This is a genomic window from Caballeronia sp. EK (genome assembly GCF_014384845.1).
Taxonomy (GTDB): Bacteria; Pseudomonadota; Gammaproteobacteria; order Burkholderiales; family Burkholderiaceae; genus Caballeronia; species Caballeronia jiangsuensis.
In genome coordinates this window covers 457939-477636 of sequence record NZ_JACSUE010000004.1, presented here as the reverse complement: position 1 = coordinate 477636, position 19698 = coordinate 457939, and the positions used below count along the sequence as shown (strand labels likewise).

Below are 19698 nucleotides of genomic sequence, written 5' to 3'. Positions count from 1 at the left end.
ACGGTCTCTGTGGTTGGTCGCACATAGCAAGGATTTCTAACCGGGTAATGTGCCGGCAAAGGGCTATGCTCGGCTCGGCGATGGCTCGGCCATAGGAAATGGAGAGGTTTCCTGCGACGCCGTCGAGCACAGCTGTTTACTACACGCTTCCAAATCAAAGGTGCCTGGAAAATGGACCGTCAAGACGCCATCCGAGAGAGCGCGCGGCTGTACGCACGCGAACCGCTGTTCTCGCCTTCCGCCGACCAGATTTCCGCATCGCGCATGACGGCCTTTACGGAGGCCTTCCAGAAAGCGACCGGCCAGCACTTCGCTGACTATTCGGCATTGCATGTCTATTCAGCCCGTGAATATCGGCAATTCTGGAAATGCTTTCTCGAATCGGCGCACGGACTCGAATGGTCGGGATCGGATGAACCGGTCTGCATCGGCAATCAATGCGAAACCGCACGGTTTTTCCCCAACGTCGAACTGAATTACGCAGAAAATCTGCTCGGCAAACGCATTGCGCCCGATGACGCCCCCGCCATCACATCGTGCTTCGCCGATGGCCGCCGCGTCACGTACACGCGCGGCGAGTTGCGCGAGCGCGTCGTGCGCCTCGCGCAGGCGCTCTCCGAACTCGGCCTCAAGCCCGGCGACCGCGTGGTCGCGATCATGCGCAACGACTGCGAAGCGATCACCGCCGCGCTCGCCGTGACCGCGCTCGGCGCAACGCTTTCTACAGCCGCGCCGGAAAACGGCGTGCAGGCGATTCTCGATCGCTTCGCGCCGCTCGACCCGACGATGATGTTCGCACACACGATGCAGCGCCCGTTCGACACCGGCGGCTCGCTCTCGGGGCACGTCGCCGCGGTGGCCGCGCAACTCCCGACGCTCACGGACATCGTCTGCCTCGACGACACGGAACTGCCGAGCACGGTGACCCAGCGTCATCATGATTTGAACGCGCTGATCGTGAGCGGCGACGCGATGCGTTTCGCATGGACGCGCTTCCCGTTCAATCATCCGCTCTTCATCATGTTTTCGTCGGGCACGACGGGCAAGCCCAAATGCATCGTGCACGGCGCGGGCGGCACGCTGCTCGAACACGTGAAGGAGCATCGCCTGCACAGCGACTTCGGTCCCGGCGACAAGCTCTTCTTCCACACGAGCTGCTCGTGGATGATGTGGAACTGGCAGATGTCGGTGCTCGCGTCGGGCGTCGAGATCGTTACCTACGACGGTCCCGTCGCCGCCGTCGACACGCTCTGGCGCCTCGTCGCCCGCGAGCGCGCGACCGTCTTCGGCACGAGTCCCGCCTATCTGAAGATGAGCGAGGATGCGGGCATCGAGCCCGCCGCGCAGTTCGATCTGTCCGCGCTGCGCGGCATGATGTCGACCGGCGCCGTGCTCTACGACTCGCAGTTCCAGTGGGTCTACGACCATGTGAAGCAGTTGCAGTTGCAATCGATTTCGGGCGGCACGGACATCATCGGCTGCTTCGTGCTCGGCAATCCGAATCTGCCCGTCTATGCGGGCGAAGCGCAGTGCAAGAGCCTCGGCCTCGACGTGCAGGCGTTCGATCAGGGCGCGAGCACGATCATGCCGGGCGAGCTCGTCTGCACGAATCCGTTTCCGTCGCGGCCGCTCGGTTTCTTCGGCGACGACGACGGCTCGCGCTTTCACAAGGCGTATTTCGCCGCCAACGAAGGCGTGTGGACGCACGGCGACGTGATCGAGTTCTCGCCGGAAGGCTCCGCGCGCCTGCACGGCCGCAGCGACGGCGTGCTCAACGTGCGCGGCATCAACGTGAGCCCGGGCGAGATCTATCGCATCCTGAGCGAGATTCACGAAATCCGTCATGCGATGGTAGTCGCCCAGACCGGCGCCAACGCGGGCGATGCAGGCCAGCGCATCGTGCTTCTGCTCGTGTTGCGGCCGGGCGAGCAACTGAATGCGGCGCTCGCCGCGCGCGTGCGCCGCGAACTCACGCGCCAGGGCTCCGCCGCGCTCGTGCCCGACGTGATCGTGAAGGTCGAGGGCCTCCCCGTCACACACAACAACAAGCCTTCGGAAGCCGCCGCGCGCGATGCGGTCAACGGCCTGCCCGCGCGCAACGTGTCGTCGCTGGCCAATCCGGAGTGTCTCGATCAGATTCGCGAACATCCGTCGCTCACGCGCATGAAACGCGATCTGCCCGCGCCGGGCGACTCGGCCGAGGCGATCGAAGCGTATCTGTGCGCGCTCTGGGAGCAGCATTTCAGCTTTTCGCCGATCGGCCGCGACGACAATTTCTTCGAACTGGGCGGCCATTCGCTGCTCGCCGCGCGCATGCTCGCCGACGTGCAGCGCGCGACCGGCCGCACGCTGCCGCTTTCGACGATGATCGTCGCGCCGACCATCGCGCGCCTCGCTTCCGTTCTCGCCGCCGATCCGGACACGCGCGCGGGAGACTCGACCCTCGTACAGATGCGCGCGGGCAGCGGCCGGCCGCTCTTCATGCTGCACAGCATCACCGGTTCGGTGATGGAGTGCCTGACGCTCGCCGGCATGCTGCAAAACGAACGGCCCGTCTACGGCCTTCAGGCGCTCGGCCTCGACGGCGATGAAGCCCCGCAGCACAGCGTCGAGGCGATGGCGCGCGGCTACGTGCTGCGCATGCGCGAAGTGCAGCCGAGCGGGCCGTATGCGCTCGTCGGCTATTCGTTCGGCGGCCTGGTGGCGTTCGAGATCGCGCAGCAGCTCGTCGCGGCGGGCGAGAAGATCGAGATGCTCTGTCTGCTCGACACGTACGTTCATACGCGCTGCCTGCCCTTCTCGCAATGGACGCGCTATCAGGCGGCCGTGGTCGTGGACCGGCTGCGCGAATTGCGCGCGCTCGAAGCCGGCGAGCGTCTCGGCTACATGCGCGGCAAGGCGGCGGTGATCACCGACCGCGTGCGCATGCGCATGGGCAAGCAGGCGCACAAGCCCGCACCCGAAGCGGCCGGCCTGCCGCCCGTGCTCCAGCGCGTGCGCGAATCGATGCGCGTCGCGATGTCGACCTACAAGCCGCGCCGCTACGAAGGCGGCCCGATCGTCTACGTGCGCGCGAGCCTGCTCGACAACTCGCGCAGCGATCCGCTGCCGGTCTGGCAGCGCGTCGCGAAGCACGGCCTGCAAGTCATGCAGATCGACGGCAGGCACACCGATCTCGTCGTCGAGCCGCAACTCGCGAACGTCGCGCGGACGCTCACGAACGCGCTCTCGAGCGCCTGACCCCGCTTCGATGTCAGTATGCAATCCGGCCGCCCTACGGGGCGCGCCGGATTGCGCGCGCTTTTTGCGCTTGATAATGTGGACGGCTTGCTCATCGACCCGGCCTTATCGATCGATCCGATGTCCGCTCCCAACGATTTCCATTTCCTTCTGCTGCCCGAATTCTCGTCGATCGGATTCATGTCCGCGATCGAGCCGCTGCGAGTCGCCAATCGCTTCGCGGGCGACCTGTATCGCTGGCATATCCTCACCGTCGATGGCGGGCCCGTCGCCGCGAGCAACGGCATCACGCTCAATGCCGAATGCGCGTTCGACCAGGTCAGCGACGCGCGCACCGTGTTCGTCGTGTCGGGATTCGAGCCGCTCTCGGGCTACACGCGCGCGATCGGCGACTGGCTGAAGCGGCTCGACCGTGCGGGCGCGACGCTCGGCGGTATCGATACCGGCAGCTTCATCCTCGCCGAAGCGGGGCTGCTCGCGGGCAAGCGCGCGACACTTCATTGGGAAGCGGCGGCGGCGTTCAGCGAACGCTATCCGGCCATCGAGACGAGTCAGGAGCTTTTTGAAATCGACACGCGGCGGATCACATGCGCGGGCGGCACGGCCTCGATCGACCTGATGCTCGACGTGATCGCGCGCGAGCACGGCGCGAGCCTCGCCGCGAAAGTGTCGGAGCAGTTCGTGCTGGGGCGCATCAGGCAGCGCTCGGATCACCAGCGTCTGCAGATCGCCGCGCGCTACGGCATCCACAACCGCAAGCTGATCCAGGTGATCGAACTGATGGAGCAGCATATGGAAGAGCCGCTGTCGCCCGATGCGCTCGCCGAATCCATCGGCGTGACGCGGCGTCAGCTCGAACGGCTCTTCTGCTCGTCATTGAAAGACACGCCGACGCATTTCTATCTCGGCCTGCGCCTTACACGCGCGCGCGAACTGCTTCAGCAGACCGACATGTCGATTCTTGCCGTCTGCGTCGCGTGCGGCTTCGAATCGCCGTCGCACTTTTCGCGCACGTATCGCGCGCGCTTTCACACGAGCCCGAGGCAGGACCGCAGCGCATTGCGCGCCGTCCTGCCCGCGCGGCTAGCCGCGGCCTAGAAGGAGTGCCGCATGCCGACACGCACATCGGCCTGCGTATTCGATGACGACGGCGTGAAGCTGTAGCCGATCACCGCATCGATCGGACCGGACGCGCGCAGATAGTCGCCGGACACGTAGAGGTCGGTGCGCTTCGAGAGCAGATAGTGCAGGCCGAGCGAGCCCTGATTCCAGTGATTGCCTTCGAAGCGCGTGTGCTGATAGCCGCCGTAGAGACTCAGGTCGGGCATGAAGCTATATGACGCGCCACCTTCGTACACCTGCATGTGCGAGGTCTGACCGAGACCCTTGATGGTCGTGTACGTGAAGTTGCCCGACAGCATCAGATTGCCGATGGTCCACGCCGCGCCCACCGCGAACGCGCCTTGTTTATCGACGGGGAACGGATTCGCGCTGTAGAGATCGGTGACCGCGCCCGTCGTCGGATCGACGGAGACGGTCGGCTGGCCGAGGAAGGTGCGCGCGCCGATCATCGCGTAGGGATCGAACGCATAGATGCCGTTCGGATTGTTGAGCTGGGTGTACGCCGCGCCGACATTGAAGGTGTTCGCCGCATAGTGCGCGCCCACGCTCCACGCGCTGTTGCGATGGAAGTTGCCCGCCTGATTGCCGAACGAATACATGCCGCCGAACGTAAAGCCGCCGAAGTCGTTCGACAGGAACTTGATCGAGTTCGGCAGGCGGTCGCCGTTCATGCGGTCGAAGTCGCCCTGGTGAATCGCGTAGCCGCTCGCCCACGCCGAGATGTTGTAGAGATAGACGAACTCCTCGGTCATGTCGAGCTGGTTGCCGAGCGACACCGTGCCCCAATGGTTCTTCAGGCCCACATAAGCCTGCCGGCCGAACTCGGCGCCGCCGAATCCGAGCTGGCCATTGCCGAGATGAAAGCCCGACTCCAGCACGAAGACCGCCTGCAAGCCGCCGCCCAGATCCTCCGTGCCGCGAAAGCCGATGCGGTTGCCGTAGGAGATGCCGTCGTCGAACTTGACGACGTGCGAGCCGCCGGTGTTGCTCACCCAGGTGACGCCCGCATCGAGAATGCCATAGAGCGTCACGCTGCTTTGTGCATGCGCGGCCATCGGCGCGCTCGCCGTGCCCGCTGCGAACGCGAGGCCTGCAATCTTCGCGGCATGTCCTTTTCTCATGTGCTGGTCCTTTGCTCGTCTTGATCGATATTGCGTTGGAAAAAGCGATGCCCTGCCTCGCGCGCGCGGCGAGAGGACAATGCGCCAGGCTGACGTTGCCGGAAACTGCGGAAGACTGCCTTCGAGCCGCTATCGGACGCGAAGAAACACGCTTGCGTCGACGTTGTTAAAAATAAGGCCCCATATAAGTCGCGGCTCGACCCGTTGCGACGCAAATCTGTCCCGTTGCGACCAACGATGCAAGGTTTCGCGTCGATAGAACTACTTCGATTTCGGACATGCCCGATATGCGTGGCGGGCCTTGGCTTCCATACTTCCGAATCTGTAAAAAAGCTGCATCTCGTTCATGTCGCTTCAGCAATCGATTCCGCCGAAAGCCGACAACATCATCTTTATTTCGTTCGTAGACCTGTCTGTCCTCGCAAGCACCATGACGCATAAAACCGCCTCGCCCTCTTCACCTCTCGTCACCGTCGTCATTCCCGCGTTCAATTCGGAAGCCTTCATCGGCGAAGCAATCGCCTCCATCCAGCATCAGACTCTCGAAGACTGGGAACTCATCGTCGTGGACGATGGCTCCGCCGATCAAACCTTGTCCGCTGCACGTCAGGCCGCCGGCGACGACCCGCGCATTCGCCTCATCCGCTTCGACCGGAACCAGGGCATCAGCACCGCGTCGAACGCCGGCTTCGACGCGGCTCGCGGCCACTTCATCGCTCGCCTGGATTCGGACGATAGAGCGCTCCCGCACAGGCTGGCCACTCAGGTCGCTGCCTTCAGGGAAAACGATCGTCTCGCGGCGGCAGGGTCGCACGTCCGCATATTCGGCGATGTCCCGGACGGCATCGCGCATTGCTTTTTGGAGGACAGCAACATCAAGGCGCGCCTCCTCGACGGCCTGAACACCATCAGCGGGGGCACGCTCATGGTGCGGCGCGCCTTCGTTCGGGAACATGGCATCCGTTTCGATGAGGGCGCCCCCAGCTCCGAAGACCTGGACTATCTCACTTCGATCATGGCGGCCGGCGGCGAGCTCGCCAATGTCGACCAGGTTCTCACCGAGCACCGGTCCCATCGCGGCAGCTTCACCAACAGCCGGACGGAAATAGCAGGGCCGTGGCTTCAAACGGCCCGGCGTCGGCTCGTGTCGCTTTGGTATCCCGATCTCGATGCGCGCGATGTCGAAAACATCGTCATCCCGTTGCTCGAGGTCTATCCGGGCTCCACCGACGCCTTCTGCACCATCGTGCGTGCAATCGACAAGCTCATGGTCGCGAAGCCTCGTGACTTCGGGCAGGACACGTCCGTGGTCCACGCAATGCTTATCGATCGCCTGGGCAAAATGGCCGACATCTATCGCGACAACAACCTCGTCGACGCGTCGCATGTGCGGTTGATCCGCCACTTCGTTTCCCCCACGACCAGCGCGGCGTTCGACCGTTTCGACATCTAGTCAGGCATTGCACCTTCACTTCACGCCGAGCGCGGTCTGAACGGCTGCAAGGCCGTTCCCGCCGCTCGCCGTGGTCACCCCGTCGAGCCACGACTTCAGCAGTTCCGGATGACGCTTCAGCGCATCCGTCGCGGCTGCATCGACATTCGTCTTCTTCTCCAGCACCTCGGTGATCACCCCGTTTTCCAGATCGACGTTGAACGCCATCTGCCTGAACAGCCGGCCCACGTTGGGGCATTGCTGCTCGTAACCGCTGCGTGCAACGGTATTGACCGTCGCGCCGCCGTAGTTCGGGCCGAAGTATTTGTCGCCGCCATCGAGATAGGCCAGCTTGAACTTCGTGTTCATCAGATGCGGTTCCCACGCGAGAAACACGATCCACTTCTTGTCGCGCACGGCCCGCTCCACTTGCGTGAGCATCGCGGTCTCGCTCGACTCGACCAGCTTCCAGTCACCTAGGCCGAAGGCCTTGTCATCGACCATGTGCTTGATGTTCTGATTCGCGGGCGCGCCCGGCTCGATGCCGTAGATGCGGTTATCGAACTTGTCGGCGTTCTTCGCGAGGTCCGCGAACGAGTGCACGCCGGCCGCCGCCACATAGTCCGGCACCGCGAGCGTGAACTTCGCGTTGGATAGATTCGGGCGCACCACGTCGATCGATTTCTCCTCGAAGAACGGCTTCACGAGCGGCGCCTGAGCGGGCATCCAGTTGCCGAGAAAGACATCGATCTGCCCTTTCTTCATGCCCTGATACGTGATCGGCACCGACAGGTTCGCGACGTTCTGCCGGTAGCCCAGCGCCTTGAGCACGATGCCGCTCATCGCGTTGGTCGCGTCGATGTCGGTCCAGCCGGGCCCCGCCATGCGCACCTGCGCGCAGGCCTGCGGCTCGGCGGCGAATGCATGAGAAGCCACGCACGCCAGCGCGGCGGCGAAGAGCGCATGAATGAAGCCCTTTTTCATGGTGCGTTCCTGTCGGATATGGGGATGATGAAAGTGGGAATCGCGTCTCGCGTCGTCAGTGCTCGACGGCGGGAAAGCGCGCCATCGCTTCGAGATCGTCGAGATCGATGTGATTGCGCATATAGCGCTGGCTCGCATCGACATGCGGCTGCCAGTCCCATGACTGAATCGTGCCGCGCGTCGTCGCCGCGAAATGAAAATGACGACGACGCTGACTCTTCAGTACGTCCTGATGCAACGCATCGAGATTCCAGCGGCGCGCGATTTCCGCGCGGAATTCGGCCACTTGCGCGGCGTGCCGTTTATCGTTCGCGAGATTTTCGCGTTCGAACGGGTCCGCTTTCACATCGAAAAGCTGGTCGGGATCGACGCTCGTGTGGATGAACTTGAAGCGTCCGCGCCGGATCATCACGATGGGCGCGATGGCGCCTTCCGCGAGATATTCGCCGATCGCTTCGTCGTGGCCGCCTGTCGCGCGCAGATGCGGCACGAGGCTCCGACCGTCGATGCTGTCGGGCCATGATTGCGGCGCTTCTCCGCGCGCGAATTCGACGAGCGTCGGCAGCACGTCGAGATGCGAGACCGAGTCCGGCACGCGACGCGCGCTGAACTGCTTCGGCGCATGCACGATCAGCGGCACGCGGCAGCCGCCTTCGAAGAACGTCATCTTGTACCAGAGGCCGCGCTCGCCGAGCATCTCGCCGTGATCCGACGTGACGACGATGATCGTATCGTCGGCGAGGCCAGCCTGCTCCAGCGATTCGAGAATCGACGCAAATTGATCGTCGACGTAGGACACTGCGCCGTAATACGCGCGACGCGCGTTGCGGATCTGCCGGTCGGTCGGCGGCGTGCGGTCCGCTTCGTACACGTGACGCAGGCGCTTCGAATGCGGATCGCATGCATCGAGCGAATCGCGATACGAAGGCGTGTCGATATCTTCGTCGGCGTACATGTCCCAGTACTTGCGCGGAATGGCGTACGGATCATGCGGATGCGTGAGCGACGCGACAATCATGAAAGGCCGCGCGTCCCTGCCCGCATTGCGCTCGCGTGCGATATCGAAGAGCTTCTGACGCGTGGTGAACGTCACTTCATCGTCGAAGTCGAGCTGATTGGTCCGCACGCACGGCCCCGCATCGATGACGGAGCTCATGTTGTGATACCACGTCGGGCGCGCATCGGGATTTTGCCAGTCGGGTGTCCAGCCGAAATCGGCGGGATAGATATCGGTCGTGAGACGCTCCTCGAAGCCGTGCAACTGATCAGCACCGCAGAAATGCATCTTGCCCGAGAGAATCGTGCGATAGCCTTCGGCGCGCAGATAGTGCGCGAAGGTCAGCGTTTCGGAGGGAAACTCGGCGGCGTTGTCGTATGCGCCGATATTCGATGGCAGCTTGCCCGCGAGCAGGGAGAAGCGCGACGGCGCGCACAGCGGGCTCGCGCAATACGCGGATTCGAACACGACGCCTTCTCGCGCGAGCGCGTCGATGCGCGGCGTCTTCGTCACACGGTTGCCGTATGCGGAGAGCGCGAAGGGCGTGAGTTGATCGGCCATCAGCACAAGGATATTTTGTTTCGTCTCAAGCATGAATGCGTGCCTCGAATAGAATCTTTGATTGAGCGTTCAGCGTCACTATTGCCGTTCAGATTGCAACTGTGAAGACGGCATTTCGTTATGCGCATATAAGGAGCACTTATGCCGCGGCCGGACCGCCTGCCACCGATGCAGGCGCTATCGATGTTCGAATCCGCCGCGCGCCTCGCGAGCTTCACGGCCGCGGCGCGCGAACTGGGCTCGACGCAACCCGCCGTGAGCCAGCGCGTCGTGCAGCTCGAAGAATCGCTCGGCGCGCCGCTCTTCGAGCGCGGGCATCGCGGCGTCACACTCACGGAAGATGGCGCGCGTCTCTTCGATGCCGTGCGTCAGGGCCTCGATCTCATTCGCGCGGCCACGTCGGATATCCGTTCACGTCACGCGCAGCGCACGCTTACGCTCTCGACGGACTTCGGCTTCGCCACTTACTGGCTGATGCCGCGCCTGCCGCAATTCAAGGCGCTGATGCCCGATGTCGATGTGAAGATCATTACGTCGCAGAGCCTGCCGAGCGCATCGGGCGATCATGCGGATGTGGTCATCGTATTCGGCGATACGCAGGCCGATTGGGGCACGAAAAGCGCCGTCAAGCTCTTTGCGGAGCGCGTGATGCCGGTGTGCAGCCCCGCGCTGATCGCAGGCAGAAGCGAGCCTGTTTCGCCCGCCGATCTGCTCGGACTGCCGCTGCTGCATCTCGAACCGACCTTCCCCGAGCGCTGGCTATCGTGGAGCGCCTGGTTCGAGGCACAGGGCCTCGCCGCGCCGCCGACGCACGGCGGCTTCACGTTCAACAGCTATGCGCTCGTCGCGCACGCGGCGGTGATGGGCCAGGGCGTCGCGCTCGGCTGGGCGCCGCTCATCGATGAACTCATCGCGACGGGCCAGCTCGTCGCGCTCTGCGATGCGCCGCTCGTCACCGATCGCGGCTACGTGCTCGTCACGCCGCGCGAACCGGCTGCGGCTGTGCGCGCGTTCAGCGAGTGGCTGCTCGACGAATGCGACGTGGCCGGCTGACGCTTTCGTACTATCTGCGCGGCGGTTCGCTTCTATCCCGGATGTGCTCGCGTTTGCTCTACTAGCGCGTACGCTCGCCGCATTTCGTGGCGCTGCAACCATTCGAATGTGGAGCACGCATGGCAGCCGATTCCCGCTTTGATCAACTGGTGCTTACCGTTTCGTGCCCGAGCGCGGCGGGGCAGGTGGCCGCCATCGTCGGTTTTCTGGAGCGGCATCACGGCTATATCGATGAATTCACGGTCTTCGACGACGATCTGTCGGAACGCTTTTTCGTGCGTTGCGTGTTTCATGGCGCGCGACCCGAAGAGACGCTCGATCTCGCGATGCTGAAGCAGGAATTCGAGCCGATCGCCGGGCGCTTCTCGATGACCTGGGCGATGCACGATCTCGCCGTGCGGCCGAAGGTGCTGCTCATGGTGTCGAAGCTGGAGCACTGTCTTGCCGATTTGCTGTTCCGCTGGCGCATGGGCGAGCTGAAGATGGATATCGTCGGCATTGGGTCGAATCATACCGATCTCGCTCATCTGGCCGAGCAGCATGGCTTGCCGTTTCATCATCTGCCGATCACCGCCGATACCAAGGCGCAGCAGGAAGCGCGTTTGCTCGATCTGTTCGAGACTTCAGGCGCCGAGTTGATGGTGCTTGCGCGTTATATGCAGATTCTTTCTGGTGAGACGAGTCGCAAGCTCGCTGGGCGTGCGATCAATATCCATCATTCGTTTTTGCCGGGGTTCAAGGGTGCGAAGCCTTATCATCAGGCGCATACGCGTGGGGTCAAGTTGATTGGCGCGACCGCGCACTTCGTCACCGATGATCTCGATGAAGGACCGATCATCGAGCAGGAAGTCGAGCGGGTCGATCACTCTTATGGGCCGGAGCGGTTGTTGGCTACTGGGCGTGATGTGGAGTGTATTACGCTGGCGCGGGCCGTTAAGGCGTTTATCGAGCGGCGCGTGTTTATCAATGGGGAACGGACTGTGGTTTTGCGGTAGGTTTTGTGGGTTGCTTGCCTGCTTGCTTGCGTGTTTGTGGAATCCTGTTTTCGTGTCGGTCCATTAGCTCTGCCCCTCCCCGGGGCGGGGGTCACTTTCTTTGCTGCTGCAAAGAAAGTAACCAAAGAAACAGCTATCCCCAGCCTAAGCACTTCACACCGGCCGCGGCACAGGCGATTGGCCTAATGGCCCGGCTGTAGCGAGTGCCCTCGTAGGTCTCACGCGGCTTGGACCGCGCACGGTCTGACGAGCCAAAACCTTCAGCGCGCTGGTTCAGCACCAAATAGCTCCGGCCCGCTACGCGGCCGACCGGTCAATCGGGTGTGCGCGCGCTCCTTCTTCGATGGTTTCCCTCGCACACCCAACGGCAGCGCGCAGCGCTGTGCCGAAGCTCTTTCGTGCTGAACCAGCGCTCCAAACAATTTGGGGCGGCAGACCGTGCGCGAGCCAAGCCCGGTTAGTCCTGCGAGGGCGACACTTAGGCGAGGGCCACCGCGGGCTGGCAAGCATGGCCAACGTGCGTGTGACCGCGGGCTTAAACGAGCTGCTTTCTTTGGTTACTTTCTTTGCAGCAGCAAAGAAAGTGACTGCCGCCCCGCACAGGGGCAGTGCTAATAAACCAAAAAGAAAACGGGATCCGGCGACAAAAAAAAGCGCCGCGAGTATAAAACCCCCACGGCGCTTAGCGTTGCCCAACGCTCAAACCCAATCACTTGGTCCAGCTATCCACCCGATCCCCATGCGCGCTGATCCACGCATCCGCAGCCGCCTGCGGCTTCTCTCCATTCTGCGTCGCAAGCATCACGCTATCGATCTCACCCGGCTTCCACTGAAACTTCTTCAAGAACGCAACCACCTGCGGCGCCTTCTTCTCGAGCTCCGGATTGATCACGTTATCCACGTGCTCCGACTCGCCGAAAACCTTCTTCGGATCTTCGAGGAACTTCAGCTTGTACTTCGCGAACATCCAGTGCGGCTTCCAGCCCGTCACGATGATCGGCTTTTTGGCCGCCTCCGAACGCGCCAGTTCCGCCGTCATCGCCGAACCCGAACTCGGCAGCAGCTTGTAGTCGAGGTTGTAGGCCTTGATCGCCTCGCTCGTCTTCTGCATCACGCCCGCGCCCGCGTCGATGCCGACGATGCGCGAATCGAATTCCGTCTTCTTCGCTTCGAGATCCGACAGGCTGTTGACGTCGACATTCTCCGGCACGATCAGGCCGATCTTCGCGTCCTGAAAGTTCGGACCGAGATTGACGACCTTCGCCTTGAAGTTGTTCCAGTACGCGCCATGCGTGACCGGCAGCCACGCCGAGAGCGTCGCATCCAGATCGCCGCGCGCCACGCCCTGCCACATCACGCCAGCCGCAACCGGTACGAGCTGCACCGGATAACCCAGCTTCTTCTCGATGACACGTGCAGCGACATTCGACGTCGCCACGCTATCGTCCCAGCCCTCGACGTAACCGATTTTGATCGTCGGCTTATCTGCGGCGCTTGCCATAAAGCTCGCGGCGAGGGCGGCAGTCATCGCTCCAAGCACAAGCATTCTTCTCATCGGTTTCATTTGGTTTCCCCTTAGCGGCCCCACGCCGTCTAGCGAACAGAATCACCAGCCAGAATTAGCCCGTAACGCACTTTTCCGACACTCAGTTGTCAAGAAACGACTCATCCCATCCGGGTCGCCCGAGGACCTTATTTGTCGACGACGAGATCGCTCAAAGGCTTGCTGCAGCACAGCAGCACCATGCCCTGATCGATCTCGCGCTGACGAATGCCTCCCGCATGCTTCATGCTCACTTCGCCCGACACGAGCTTCACCTTGCAGGTGCCGCACATGCCCTGCGTGCACGACGAAGGCAGACGCACGCCCGCCTTCTTCGCGGCATCGAGAACGTGCTCGCCGCTGCCGCATTCGATGTCGCGCCGGCTCTTCGCGAAGTTCACCTTGAACTTCGTTTCGATCAACGGTTCCGCCGCCGGCTCTACGATCGGCTCGATCGTTTCGATCGGCGCCGGTTCGAAGCCGACCGCTTCCTCACGCGCTTCGACGAAATCCGTCTGCGTCGCGAGCGCATCGGCGACATGCGCAGTCGTCAGTTCCGCCGCGACTTCTTCGACGACGCCGAACGAAAAGCTTTCCTCGTGATAATGCTTGCGATCGAAACCACCTTCGTCCAGCAGATCGCGCACCGCCTTCATGTACGGCGCCGGGCCGCACGTGAAGATTTCGCGGTCGAGAAAGTCCGGCGCGATCAGCTTCAGCAACGGCAGGCTCAGAAAGCCCGTCACGCCCGGCCAGCTCGTGCGCGCGCCGATGCGCTCGCACACGAACGACGTACGGAAGTTCTTGTGATTCGACGCGATCAGATCGAGCTCGCGCGCGAAGATGATGTCGTCGGGCGTGCGCGCGCTGTGCACGAACACGATGTCGGCATCGTCGCCGAGTTCGTGATGCGCGCGGCTCATCGACATGAGCGGCGTCACGCCCGAGCCCGCCGACAAGAAGAGGTACTTGCGCGCCGGATGCCGCGCGCACGTGAATTCGCCCGACGGTCCGAGCACGCGCACGGTAGTGCCCGCGACGACGTTATCGTGCAGCCAGTTCGACACCTTGCCGCCCGGCACGCGCTTCACCGTGATGGAGATCGTGTGCGGACGCGTCGGCGCGGACGAGATCGTGTAGCAGCGGTTGATCTGCTCGCCGTCTATATCGAGTTCCAGCGTGATGAATTGCCCCGGCTCGAACACGAACGTGCGTTCGCCGGGCGCCTTGAAGAAAAAGCTTTTGACGTCGTGCGTTTCCTGCCGGACGTGACAGCAGACGAGCGTCTCGTCCGTGTCGCAGTCCCAGCGCATGGGCAGCGTTCCCCAGAATTTCGGCTGGGTCACGCGGCTTTGGGTCGGCTCGAACGTAGCCTGATCGCGCATCATGTTCTGCTCCTGCTACGACTGCTTTAGCGCATGAAGGAAACGACTTTCTCGCCGTGCGACGCATCGACGCCGTGCTCCGGCGTGTCGGCGTAATCGGCAAGACGTCCGATGTACCACTCACAAAACTTCTCGACGAGTCCTTCCGTGAAGGGCGAATACGGACCCGGCTCGTATGCGTTGCTCGCGACGCCGAGTTGCGAATACTCGACGAGCGTGCGGTCCTGATCGTTCGTCGCGCGCCACACGGCGGTGAGGTTGTCGGCGTCGTAATCGATGCCCTCGCGCGCATCCTTGTGCACGAGCCATTTCGTGCGCACGAGCGTTTCGCCCGAAGCAAGCGGAAGCACGCAGAACGTCACGATGTGATCGCTCATGAAGTGATGCCATGAGTTCGGCTGCGTCCAGAACGACAGCCCGCCAAGGTCCGCGCGCTCGAAACCGCCGAGCAGCTTCTTCGATGCGACCTTCGCGTCGAGCGTCTGCGATTCGCCTTCACGGTCGAGCGGCAGACGTTGCGTGCGAAAGCCCGTCACGAGATCGGCGAGGCGTTCGATTTCGGCGGATGGCAGGCACATCGCTTCCCATTGCTTCGTGCGCTCTTCGACGGTCTTCTCGAACGCGGCCATGCCTTCTTCATTGGCCGGCGAGCGCTGATAGCCGAAGCCATATTCATAGAGCGAAATGGTCAGTTCCGGATGGTTCGCGACGCAGTGATAGCACTCGCGATTGTTCTCCATCGTGAGCTTCCAGTTGCCCTTCTCGACGATATCGATGCTCGCCGCGATCTTGCAGTCCTTCAGGCCGTGCGGCGCGAGATACGGTTCCATCGCTTCGCGCATCACCGCGAAGTCGGCGGGCGGCTCGTCGGCGAGGCAGATGAAAATGAGGCCGGCCAGATTCTGCACGTGCACTTTCTTCAGGCTGTGCTTGCAGCGGTCGAACTGGTCGCCCATGTGCTCGGCAAACATCAGATCGCCGGAGAGGTTGTACGTCCAGCTGTGATACGGGCACACGATATTGCCGAGCGAACCCTTCTCCTGATTGCACAGGCGCGCGCCGCGATGACGGCACACGTTATAGAAGGCGCGGATTTCCATGTCGTCGTCGCGCACGATCAGGATCGAATCGTTGCCGATCTCGACCGTGGTGTAATCGCCCGGTTCGGGAATGTCCGGTTCGATGGCGACCTGAATCCAGGTCTTGCGGAAAATGGCGTCGAGGTCGAGCGCGTGAATCTCGTCGCTCGTGTAGAACGGCGCCTCGAGCGTGTGGCCCTTTTTGCGGCGTTCGATCAAAGCGCGAACGTCTGCCGAAACTTTCATCGTGTGCTCCGTTTTGCGTCACGTCTGGTGCCCCGCCAAACACCTTTGAACGCGGGCTGCTGCTTTCGTATGTGGGTCGCCCGGTCGGGCCGAAAATCAATAATCGACGAGTTGATGCTCGCGCAAATACGCCAGAATCACTTGTGCTTTTTCGACGGAACTCCCTTCAATTACGACGCTGCCGCCGCGGCTTTCCGTCGTCGTCGCGCCGAGCATCCGCGCGTGGCCCGAGCGCTTCTCGGGCGCGGCCAGTTTCTTCGGCTTCGCCGTGATCGGGCCGATGTTCCACGCCGTGCTTTCCCGGTCGACAGGCGCGCTCGCCGCGACCGGCGCGACGTGGCCTTCACGCATGCGCGCATACGCATAGCGCGGCGCCGCATTGGCGAGCGGATGCACCGCGACGAGCGCGGGCAGCGGCGCACGCACGCGGCGGCGCAAGCCCTTCGGCATGAACTGCCGCACTTCGACACCATCTTTCGTCACGCTGACATCGACGGCCGCGCCGACGAGCGAAACGTTCAGCGCGTCCGCGAGCTTGTAGGGCAGCGTGCCGCTGTCGAATGCGCCTTCGGCGCGCGTGCCGGTGAACACGAGGTCGTAACCCGCGAGCCTTGCTGCAAGCGCCGCGCACGCGTCGCCCTGCGTATTGAGCACTTCGACTTTCGGCGCGCCGAGCGCGAGATATTCGGCGAGCGCGGGATTCGCGGGATCGCCCGCGTGCAGCACGTCGAGCTGCGCGCGCTGCGCTTTCGCGATGTCGATAGCGATCGCAAGCGCCGCTGCATCGTTGCGGCTATAGCGCGCCGTGCCGCTCACGGGATGGCGGCCGGTGGAAACCAGAACGGCGATCTTCATGCTGCGACTCCTTCGGCAACGTGCGCGGTCTCGACGATCGATGTGCCGTTGGCACGCGCGGCGCGTGCGGCGGCGGCGGCATCGCTCAGCGCCTTGATCGTTTCCTGCGTGTCCGCGACGATCGTGAGATTCGCGCGCTTGGCAATCGGCGCGCTCGCATCGAGATTCACGGCGATCACGTGACGGCAATCCTTGATGCCCTGCAAATGCTGCACGGCGCCCGAGATGCCGAACGCGATATACACGCTCGCCTCGACGGTCTTGCCGGTTGCGCCGATCTGCTTGTCGCGCGTGAACTTGCCATCGTCGACGGCCACACGGCTCGCGCCGATCGCCGCGCCCAGCGTGCCCGCGAGCGCCTCGAACGCGGCGATGTCGGACACGCCGTTGCCCGCCGACACGATGAAATCCGCTTCTTCCAGCGCGACCTGCGCGGCGTCCATTTCCTCGATGCCGAGATCGACATAAGCGCTTACTTTCGATGCCGGCACGATGCCTTCCGGACTCACCGCCTCGCCCGCGCCGACGAACGGCAGCTTCGCATCGACGGCATTGGCGGCGAGCAAAACCACGTCGGGCAAGGCCCGCGATGCGAGCGCGCGGCCCGCATGCGCATACGATGCGACATGCGCCGCATCGAGCTCGACGACCTGCGTCGCAATCGACGCATCGGCGCGCGCGGCGTAGCGGCGGCCGAGATCGCCGTCGCCGGTTGCGTTGTCGGGCATGAAGATATGCGCCGGCGCGAAAGCCGCGACGCATGCCGTCAACGCGCGCACTTCTTCATCGGGCGCGTAATTGCGCCGGTCGAACGCGGGCAGCGCGACATGACGATCCGCGCCCAGCGCCGCGGCATCGTCCTTGAATTCGCCGAACGCGATCAGCACGACTTCGGTCTGATCGTCGGCGAGCAGGGCGGCGGCGGCCAGCGCCTGGCGTGCGTGATCGTCGAGCGCGCCGCGATCCGTATGCGCCGCGACGAGCAGCGAGCGCGTAGCGGGCTTTGTCGTCCGGCGTGGCTTCGCCGCTTCCCTGTGACCGCCGTGCGCGAAATCCAGCACGATGCCGTTGCCGACTTCGCCGAGCGTGATGCGCTTCAGCCCGGCCGCCGTGACGATGAAAGGCCGGCGCGGATCGATTCTTTTGATGTCGTTCATGGCTTCACTCCAGCGCTGCGGCGACGAGTTCCGCCACGTCGAGCACTTCGGGACGAGGACCGACCACGCCTTCCAGCATTGCGGTGCATTGCGGGCAACCGACCGCGACTACTTCAGCGCCGACCGATCGTGCATCGGCGATGCGGATATCGGGAATACGCTGCTTGCCGGGGATATCCGTCAGCGGCGCGCCGCCGCCACCGCCGCAGCAGCGCGCGCGCATACCGTGACGTTCCATCTCGACGACCTTGATGCCGATGGTCTTCAACAGCTTGCGCGGCGCTTCCGTTTCGCCGTTGTAGCGGCCGAGATAGCACGGATCGTGATACGTGATCTTCTTGTCCGCAAGCACGGCGGCGGCCTTCGGCGACAGCTTGCCGCTCTCGACGAGTTCGGCCATGAACGCGGTGTGATGCTGCACTTCGTAATAGCCGCCGAGCGCGCGATATTCGTTGCGCAGGCTGTGCAGCACGTGCGGATCGGCGGTGACGATGCGACGGAATTGATACTGCGAAAGCGTGTTCATCAGCTTCGATGCGCATTGCTGGAAGGTCGCTTCGTCGCCGAGACGCCGCGCCGTATCGCCGGTATCCGTTTCGACGCCGCCGAGCACCGCGTAATCGACGCCCGCCTTGTTCATCACCTTAGCCAATGCGCGCAGCGTGCGTTGATAGCGCATGTCGAACGCGCCTTCGCCGGCGATCAGCAGCACATCCACGGGACGGCCCGGTTGCGCGACCTGCACTTGCAGATCCACCGACCAGTCGTAACGCGCGCCGATGTCGTAGCCGTTCTGGCTGCCCGTCTCGCGCAGATTCGAGAGCGTGATGGGACCCTTGCCCGGGACGATGCCCTCGACCAGCGTCTGATTGCGGCGCATATCGACGATCGCATCGACGTGCTCGATCAGCATCGGGCACTCCTGCACGCAGGCGCGGCATGTCGTGCAGGACCAGATCGTGTCCGCTTCGATCATCTGCGAGATGAGCGGCTTGGCGGGACCGCCGGTGTGCCTGCCGACGGGAATGCCCGGCGTCGGGCTGCCCGCATATTGCGAGTCCGAACCGCCGACCATGCCGACGACCAGATCCTGAATCAGCTTCTTCGGATTGAGCGGCTGACCCGATGCGAACGCGGGACACGCGGCTTCGCACTTGCCGCATTGCACGCAGGCATCGAAGCTCAACAACTGATTCCAGCGAAACTCGACCGGCTTGCCGACGCCGTATTCTTTCGCATCGAGCACGGGCTTTTTCAGGGCGGTCGGCGGCACGACTTCATGCTCGGTCTTCGTCCTGAAACGTTCCTGACGCGGATGGAACGCGAGATGCAGCAGACCCGCCATCGCGTGCTTCATCGGGCCGCCTTGCGCCGCGCCGAAGGTCATCGTGTAGGCGCCCGCCGCGATCAGCAACGCGACGATGATCGCGAGCGATCCCGACATCCACGAAGCGGGCAACAGCATGAACAACGCGAGGCCCACGGCGAACGAGCCGAGCAGCAGCGGCAGGCTGTCCCACGGTCCACGCGACAGACGCGCGGGCACGTCCTTCGCACGACGACGCCGGTACACGAACACCGCGCCGACCAGCATGATGATCGCCGCGATGAAGATCGCGCGGTCGAGCCAGACGGAGTAGATCGCGAGACCATAGTTGATGAAGACGAGCGCCATCGCGAGGATCGCGCCGCCGGCGGTCGCGACGTGCGTCTTCGCGATATACGGGTCACGCGCCACGACATGATGCAGATCGACGAAATAGCGCTTCGGGATGGTGAGCAGATTCGCCCATCCGTATGCGCCGGCCGTCGTCGCGCGGCCTTCGCGCCAGTAGGCTGCGCGCTTGAGCAGGGCGAACGCGAGGCCCGCCATCGAAAGCCACAGCAGCGCGGTGATGACAAACACGGGGTTCATCGTCGAATACCTC

The 19698-nt window shown here is 63.3% G+C and carries 14 protein-coding genes; 5 read left to right on the top strand and 9 right to left on the bottom strand.

Annotation, left to right across the window (positions count from 1 at the left end; translation table 11 throughout):
• Positions 1–171 precede the first annotated feature (171 nt).
• Positions 172–3240: an acetoacetate--CoA ligase gene (locus tag IAG25_RS14500; protein ID WP_187605455.1), complete on the top strand. Its 3069-nt coding sequence runs from the start codon at positions 172–174 to the stop codon at positions 3238–3240.
• A gap of 120 nt (positions 3241–3360) precedes the next feature.
• A complete protein-coding gene (locus IAG25_RS14495; protein ID WP_187605454.1) occupies positions 3361–4338 on the top strand; it encodes a GlxA family transcriptional regulator in 978 nt (325 codons plus the stop codon).
• On the opposite strand, the gene IAG25_RS14490 is transcribed toward IAG25_RS14495, so the two are convergent.
• Entirely contained in the window at positions 4335–5483 is a 1149-nt protein-coding gene (locus IAG25_RS14490) for a porin (protein ID WP_187605453.1), read from the bottom strand. The genes IAG25_RS14495 and IAG25_RS14490 overlap by 4 nt on opposite strands.
• A gap of 346 nt (positions 5484–5829) precedes the next feature.
• Between IAG25_RS14490 and IAG25_RS14485 the strand changes: the two genes are divergently transcribed.
• A complete protein-coding gene (locus tag IAG25_RS14485) occupies positions 5830–6936 on the top strand; it encodes a glycosyltransferase family 2 protein (RefSeq protein ID WP_304502662.1) in 1107 nt (368 codons plus the stop codon).
• A 15-nt stretch (positions 6937–6951) separates the two neighbouring features.
• Here IAG25_RS14485 and IAG25_RS14480 read toward each other — a convergent pair whose 3' ends face one another.
• On the bottom strand, positions 6952–7899 hold the full coding sequence (locus IAG25_RS14480) for a choline ABC transporter substrate-binding protein (RefSeq protein WP_187605452.1): 948 nt from the start codon (positions 7897–7899) through the stop codon (positions 6952–6954).
• A gap of 55 nt (positions 7900–7954) precedes the next feature.
• Positions 7955–9490, bottom strand: coding sequence for a choline-sulfatase (betC, locus tag IAG25_RS14475; RefSeq protein ID WP_187605451.1), 1536 nt, complete (start codon positions 9488–9490; stop codon positions 7955–7957).
• A 108-nt stretch (positions 9491–9598) separates the two neighbouring features.
• On the opposite strand from betC, the gene IAG25_RS14470 reads away from it, so the two are divergent.
• Positions 9599–10510, top strand: coding sequence for a choline sulfate utilization transcriptional regulator (locus IAG25_RS14470; RefSeq protein WP_187605450.1), 912 nt, complete (start codon positions 9599–9601; stop codon positions 10508–10510).
• A 119-nt stretch (positions 10511–10629) separates the two neighbouring features.
• The gene (gene purU, locus IAG25_RS14465; protein ID WP_187605449.1) at positions 10630–11505 is read left to right on the top strand and encodes a formyltetrahydrofolate deformylase; all 876 of its coding nucleotides are present in this window, start codon (positions 10630–10632) and stop codon (positions 11503–11505) included.
• A gap of 709 nt (positions 11506–12214) precedes the next feature.
• Here purU and IAG25_RS14460 read toward each other — a convergent pair.
• The 6 genes from IAG25_RS14460 to IAG25_RS14435 all read right to left on the bottom strand — a co-directional run bounded on the left by IAG25_RS14460 (position 12215) and on the right by IAG25_RS14435 (position 19685).
• The gene (locus tag IAG25_RS14460; protein WP_187605448.1) at positions 12215–13069 is read right to left on the bottom strand and encodes a glycine betaine ABC transporter substrate-binding protein; all 855 of its coding nucleotides are present in this window, start codon (positions 13067–13069) and stop codon (positions 12215–12217) included.
• Positions 13070–13197: 128 nt separating this feature from the next.
• Entirely contained in the window at positions 13198–14436 is a 1239-nt protein-coding gene (locus tag IAG25_RS14455; RefSeq protein ID WP_375336518.1) for an FAD-binding oxidoreductase, read from the bottom strand.
• A 23-nt stretch (positions 14437–14459) separates the two neighbouring features.
• Positions 14460–15758 carry an aromatic ring-hydroxylating oxygenase subunit alpha gene (locus tag IAG25_RS14450; RefSeq protein ID WP_187605447.1) on the bottom strand — a complete coding sequence of 433 codons (1299 nt, stop codon included), beginning with the start codon at positions 15756–15758 and terminating at the stop codon, positions 14460–14462.
• A 96-nt stretch (positions 15759–15854) separates the two neighbouring features.
• Positions 15855–16613 carry an electron transfer flavoprotein subunit beta/FixA family protein gene (locus tag IAG25_RS14445; protein WP_187605446.1) on the bottom strand — a complete coding sequence of 253 codons (759 nt, stop codon included), beginning with the start codon at positions 16611–16613 and terminating at the stop codon, positions 15855–15857.
• Positions 16610–17770, bottom strand: a complete 1161-nt coding sequence (locus IAG25_RS14440) for an electron transfer flavoprotein subunit alpha/FixB family protein (RefSeq protein ID WP_187605445.1) — start codon at positions 17768–17770, stop codon at positions 16610–16612. Before IAG25_RS14440 ends, IAG25_RS14445 begins: the two co-directional genes overlap by 4 nt.
• Before the next feature lie 4 nt (positions 17771–17774).
• Positions 17775–19685, bottom strand: coding sequence for a (Fe-S)-binding protein (locus tag IAG25_RS14435; RefSeq protein ID WP_187605444.1), 1911 nt, complete (start codon positions 19683–19685; stop codon positions 17775–17777).
• Positions 19686–19698: the final 13 nt, after the last annotated feature.

Bases quoted from the DNA above. Each gene is read 5' to 3' on its own strand.
- IAG25_RS14500 (WP_187605455.1), top strand. From the start codon at position 172: ATGGACCGTCAAGACGCCATCCGAGAGAGCGCGCGGCTGTACGCACGC.
- IAG25_RS14495 (WP_187605454.1), top strand. From the start codon at position 3,361: ATGTCCGCTCCCAACGATTTCCATTTCCTTCTGCTGCCCGAATTCTCG.
- IAG25_RS14490 (WP_187605453.1), bottom strand. From the start codon at position 5,483: ATGAGAAAAGGACATGCCGCGAAGATTGCAGGCCTCGCGTTCGCAGCG.
- IAG25_RS14485 (WP_304502662.1), top strand. From the start codon at position 5,830: ATGTCGCTTCAGCAATCGATTCCGCCGAAAGCCGACAACATCATCTTT.
- IAG25_RS14480 (WP_187605452.1), bottom strand. From the start codon at position 7,899: ATGAAAAAGGGCTTCATTCATGCGCTCTTCGCCGCCGCGCTGGCGTGC.
- betC (WP_187605451.1), bottom strand. From the start codon at position 9,490: ATGCTTGAGACGAAACAAAATATCCTTGTGCTGATGGCCGATCAACTC.
- IAG25_RS14470 (WP_187605450.1), top strand. From the start codon at position 9,599: ATGCCGCGGCCGGACCGCCTGCCACCGATGCAGGCGCTATCGATGTTC.
- purU (WP_187605449.1), top strand. From the start codon at position 10,630: ATGGCAGCCGATTCCCGCTTTGATCAACTGGTGCTTACCGTTTCGTGC.
- IAG25_RS14460 (WP_187605448.1), bottom strand. From the start codon at position 13,069: ATGAAACCGATGAGAAGAATGCTTGTGCTTGGAGCGATGACTGCCGCC.
- IAG25_RS14455 (WP_375336518.1), bottom strand. From the start codon at position 14,436: ATGATGCGCGATCAGGCTACGTTCGAGCCGACCCAAAGCCGCGTGACC.
- IAG25_RS14450 (WP_187605447.1), bottom strand. From the start codon at position 15,758: ATGAAAGTTTCGGCAGACGTTCGCGCTTTGATCGAACGCCGCAAAAAG.
- IAG25_RS14445 (WP_187605446.1), bottom strand. From the start codon at position 16,613: ATGAAGATCGCCGTTCTGGTTTCCACCGGCCGCCATCCCGTGAGCGGC.
- IAG25_RS14440 (WP_187605445.1), bottom strand. From the start codon at position 17,770: ATGAACGACATCAAAAGAATCGATCCGCGCCGGCCTTTCATCGTCACG.
- IAG25_RS14435 (WP_187605444.1), bottom strand. From the start codon at position 19,685: ATGAACCCCGTGTTTGTCATCACCGCGCTGCTGTGGCTTTCGATGGCG.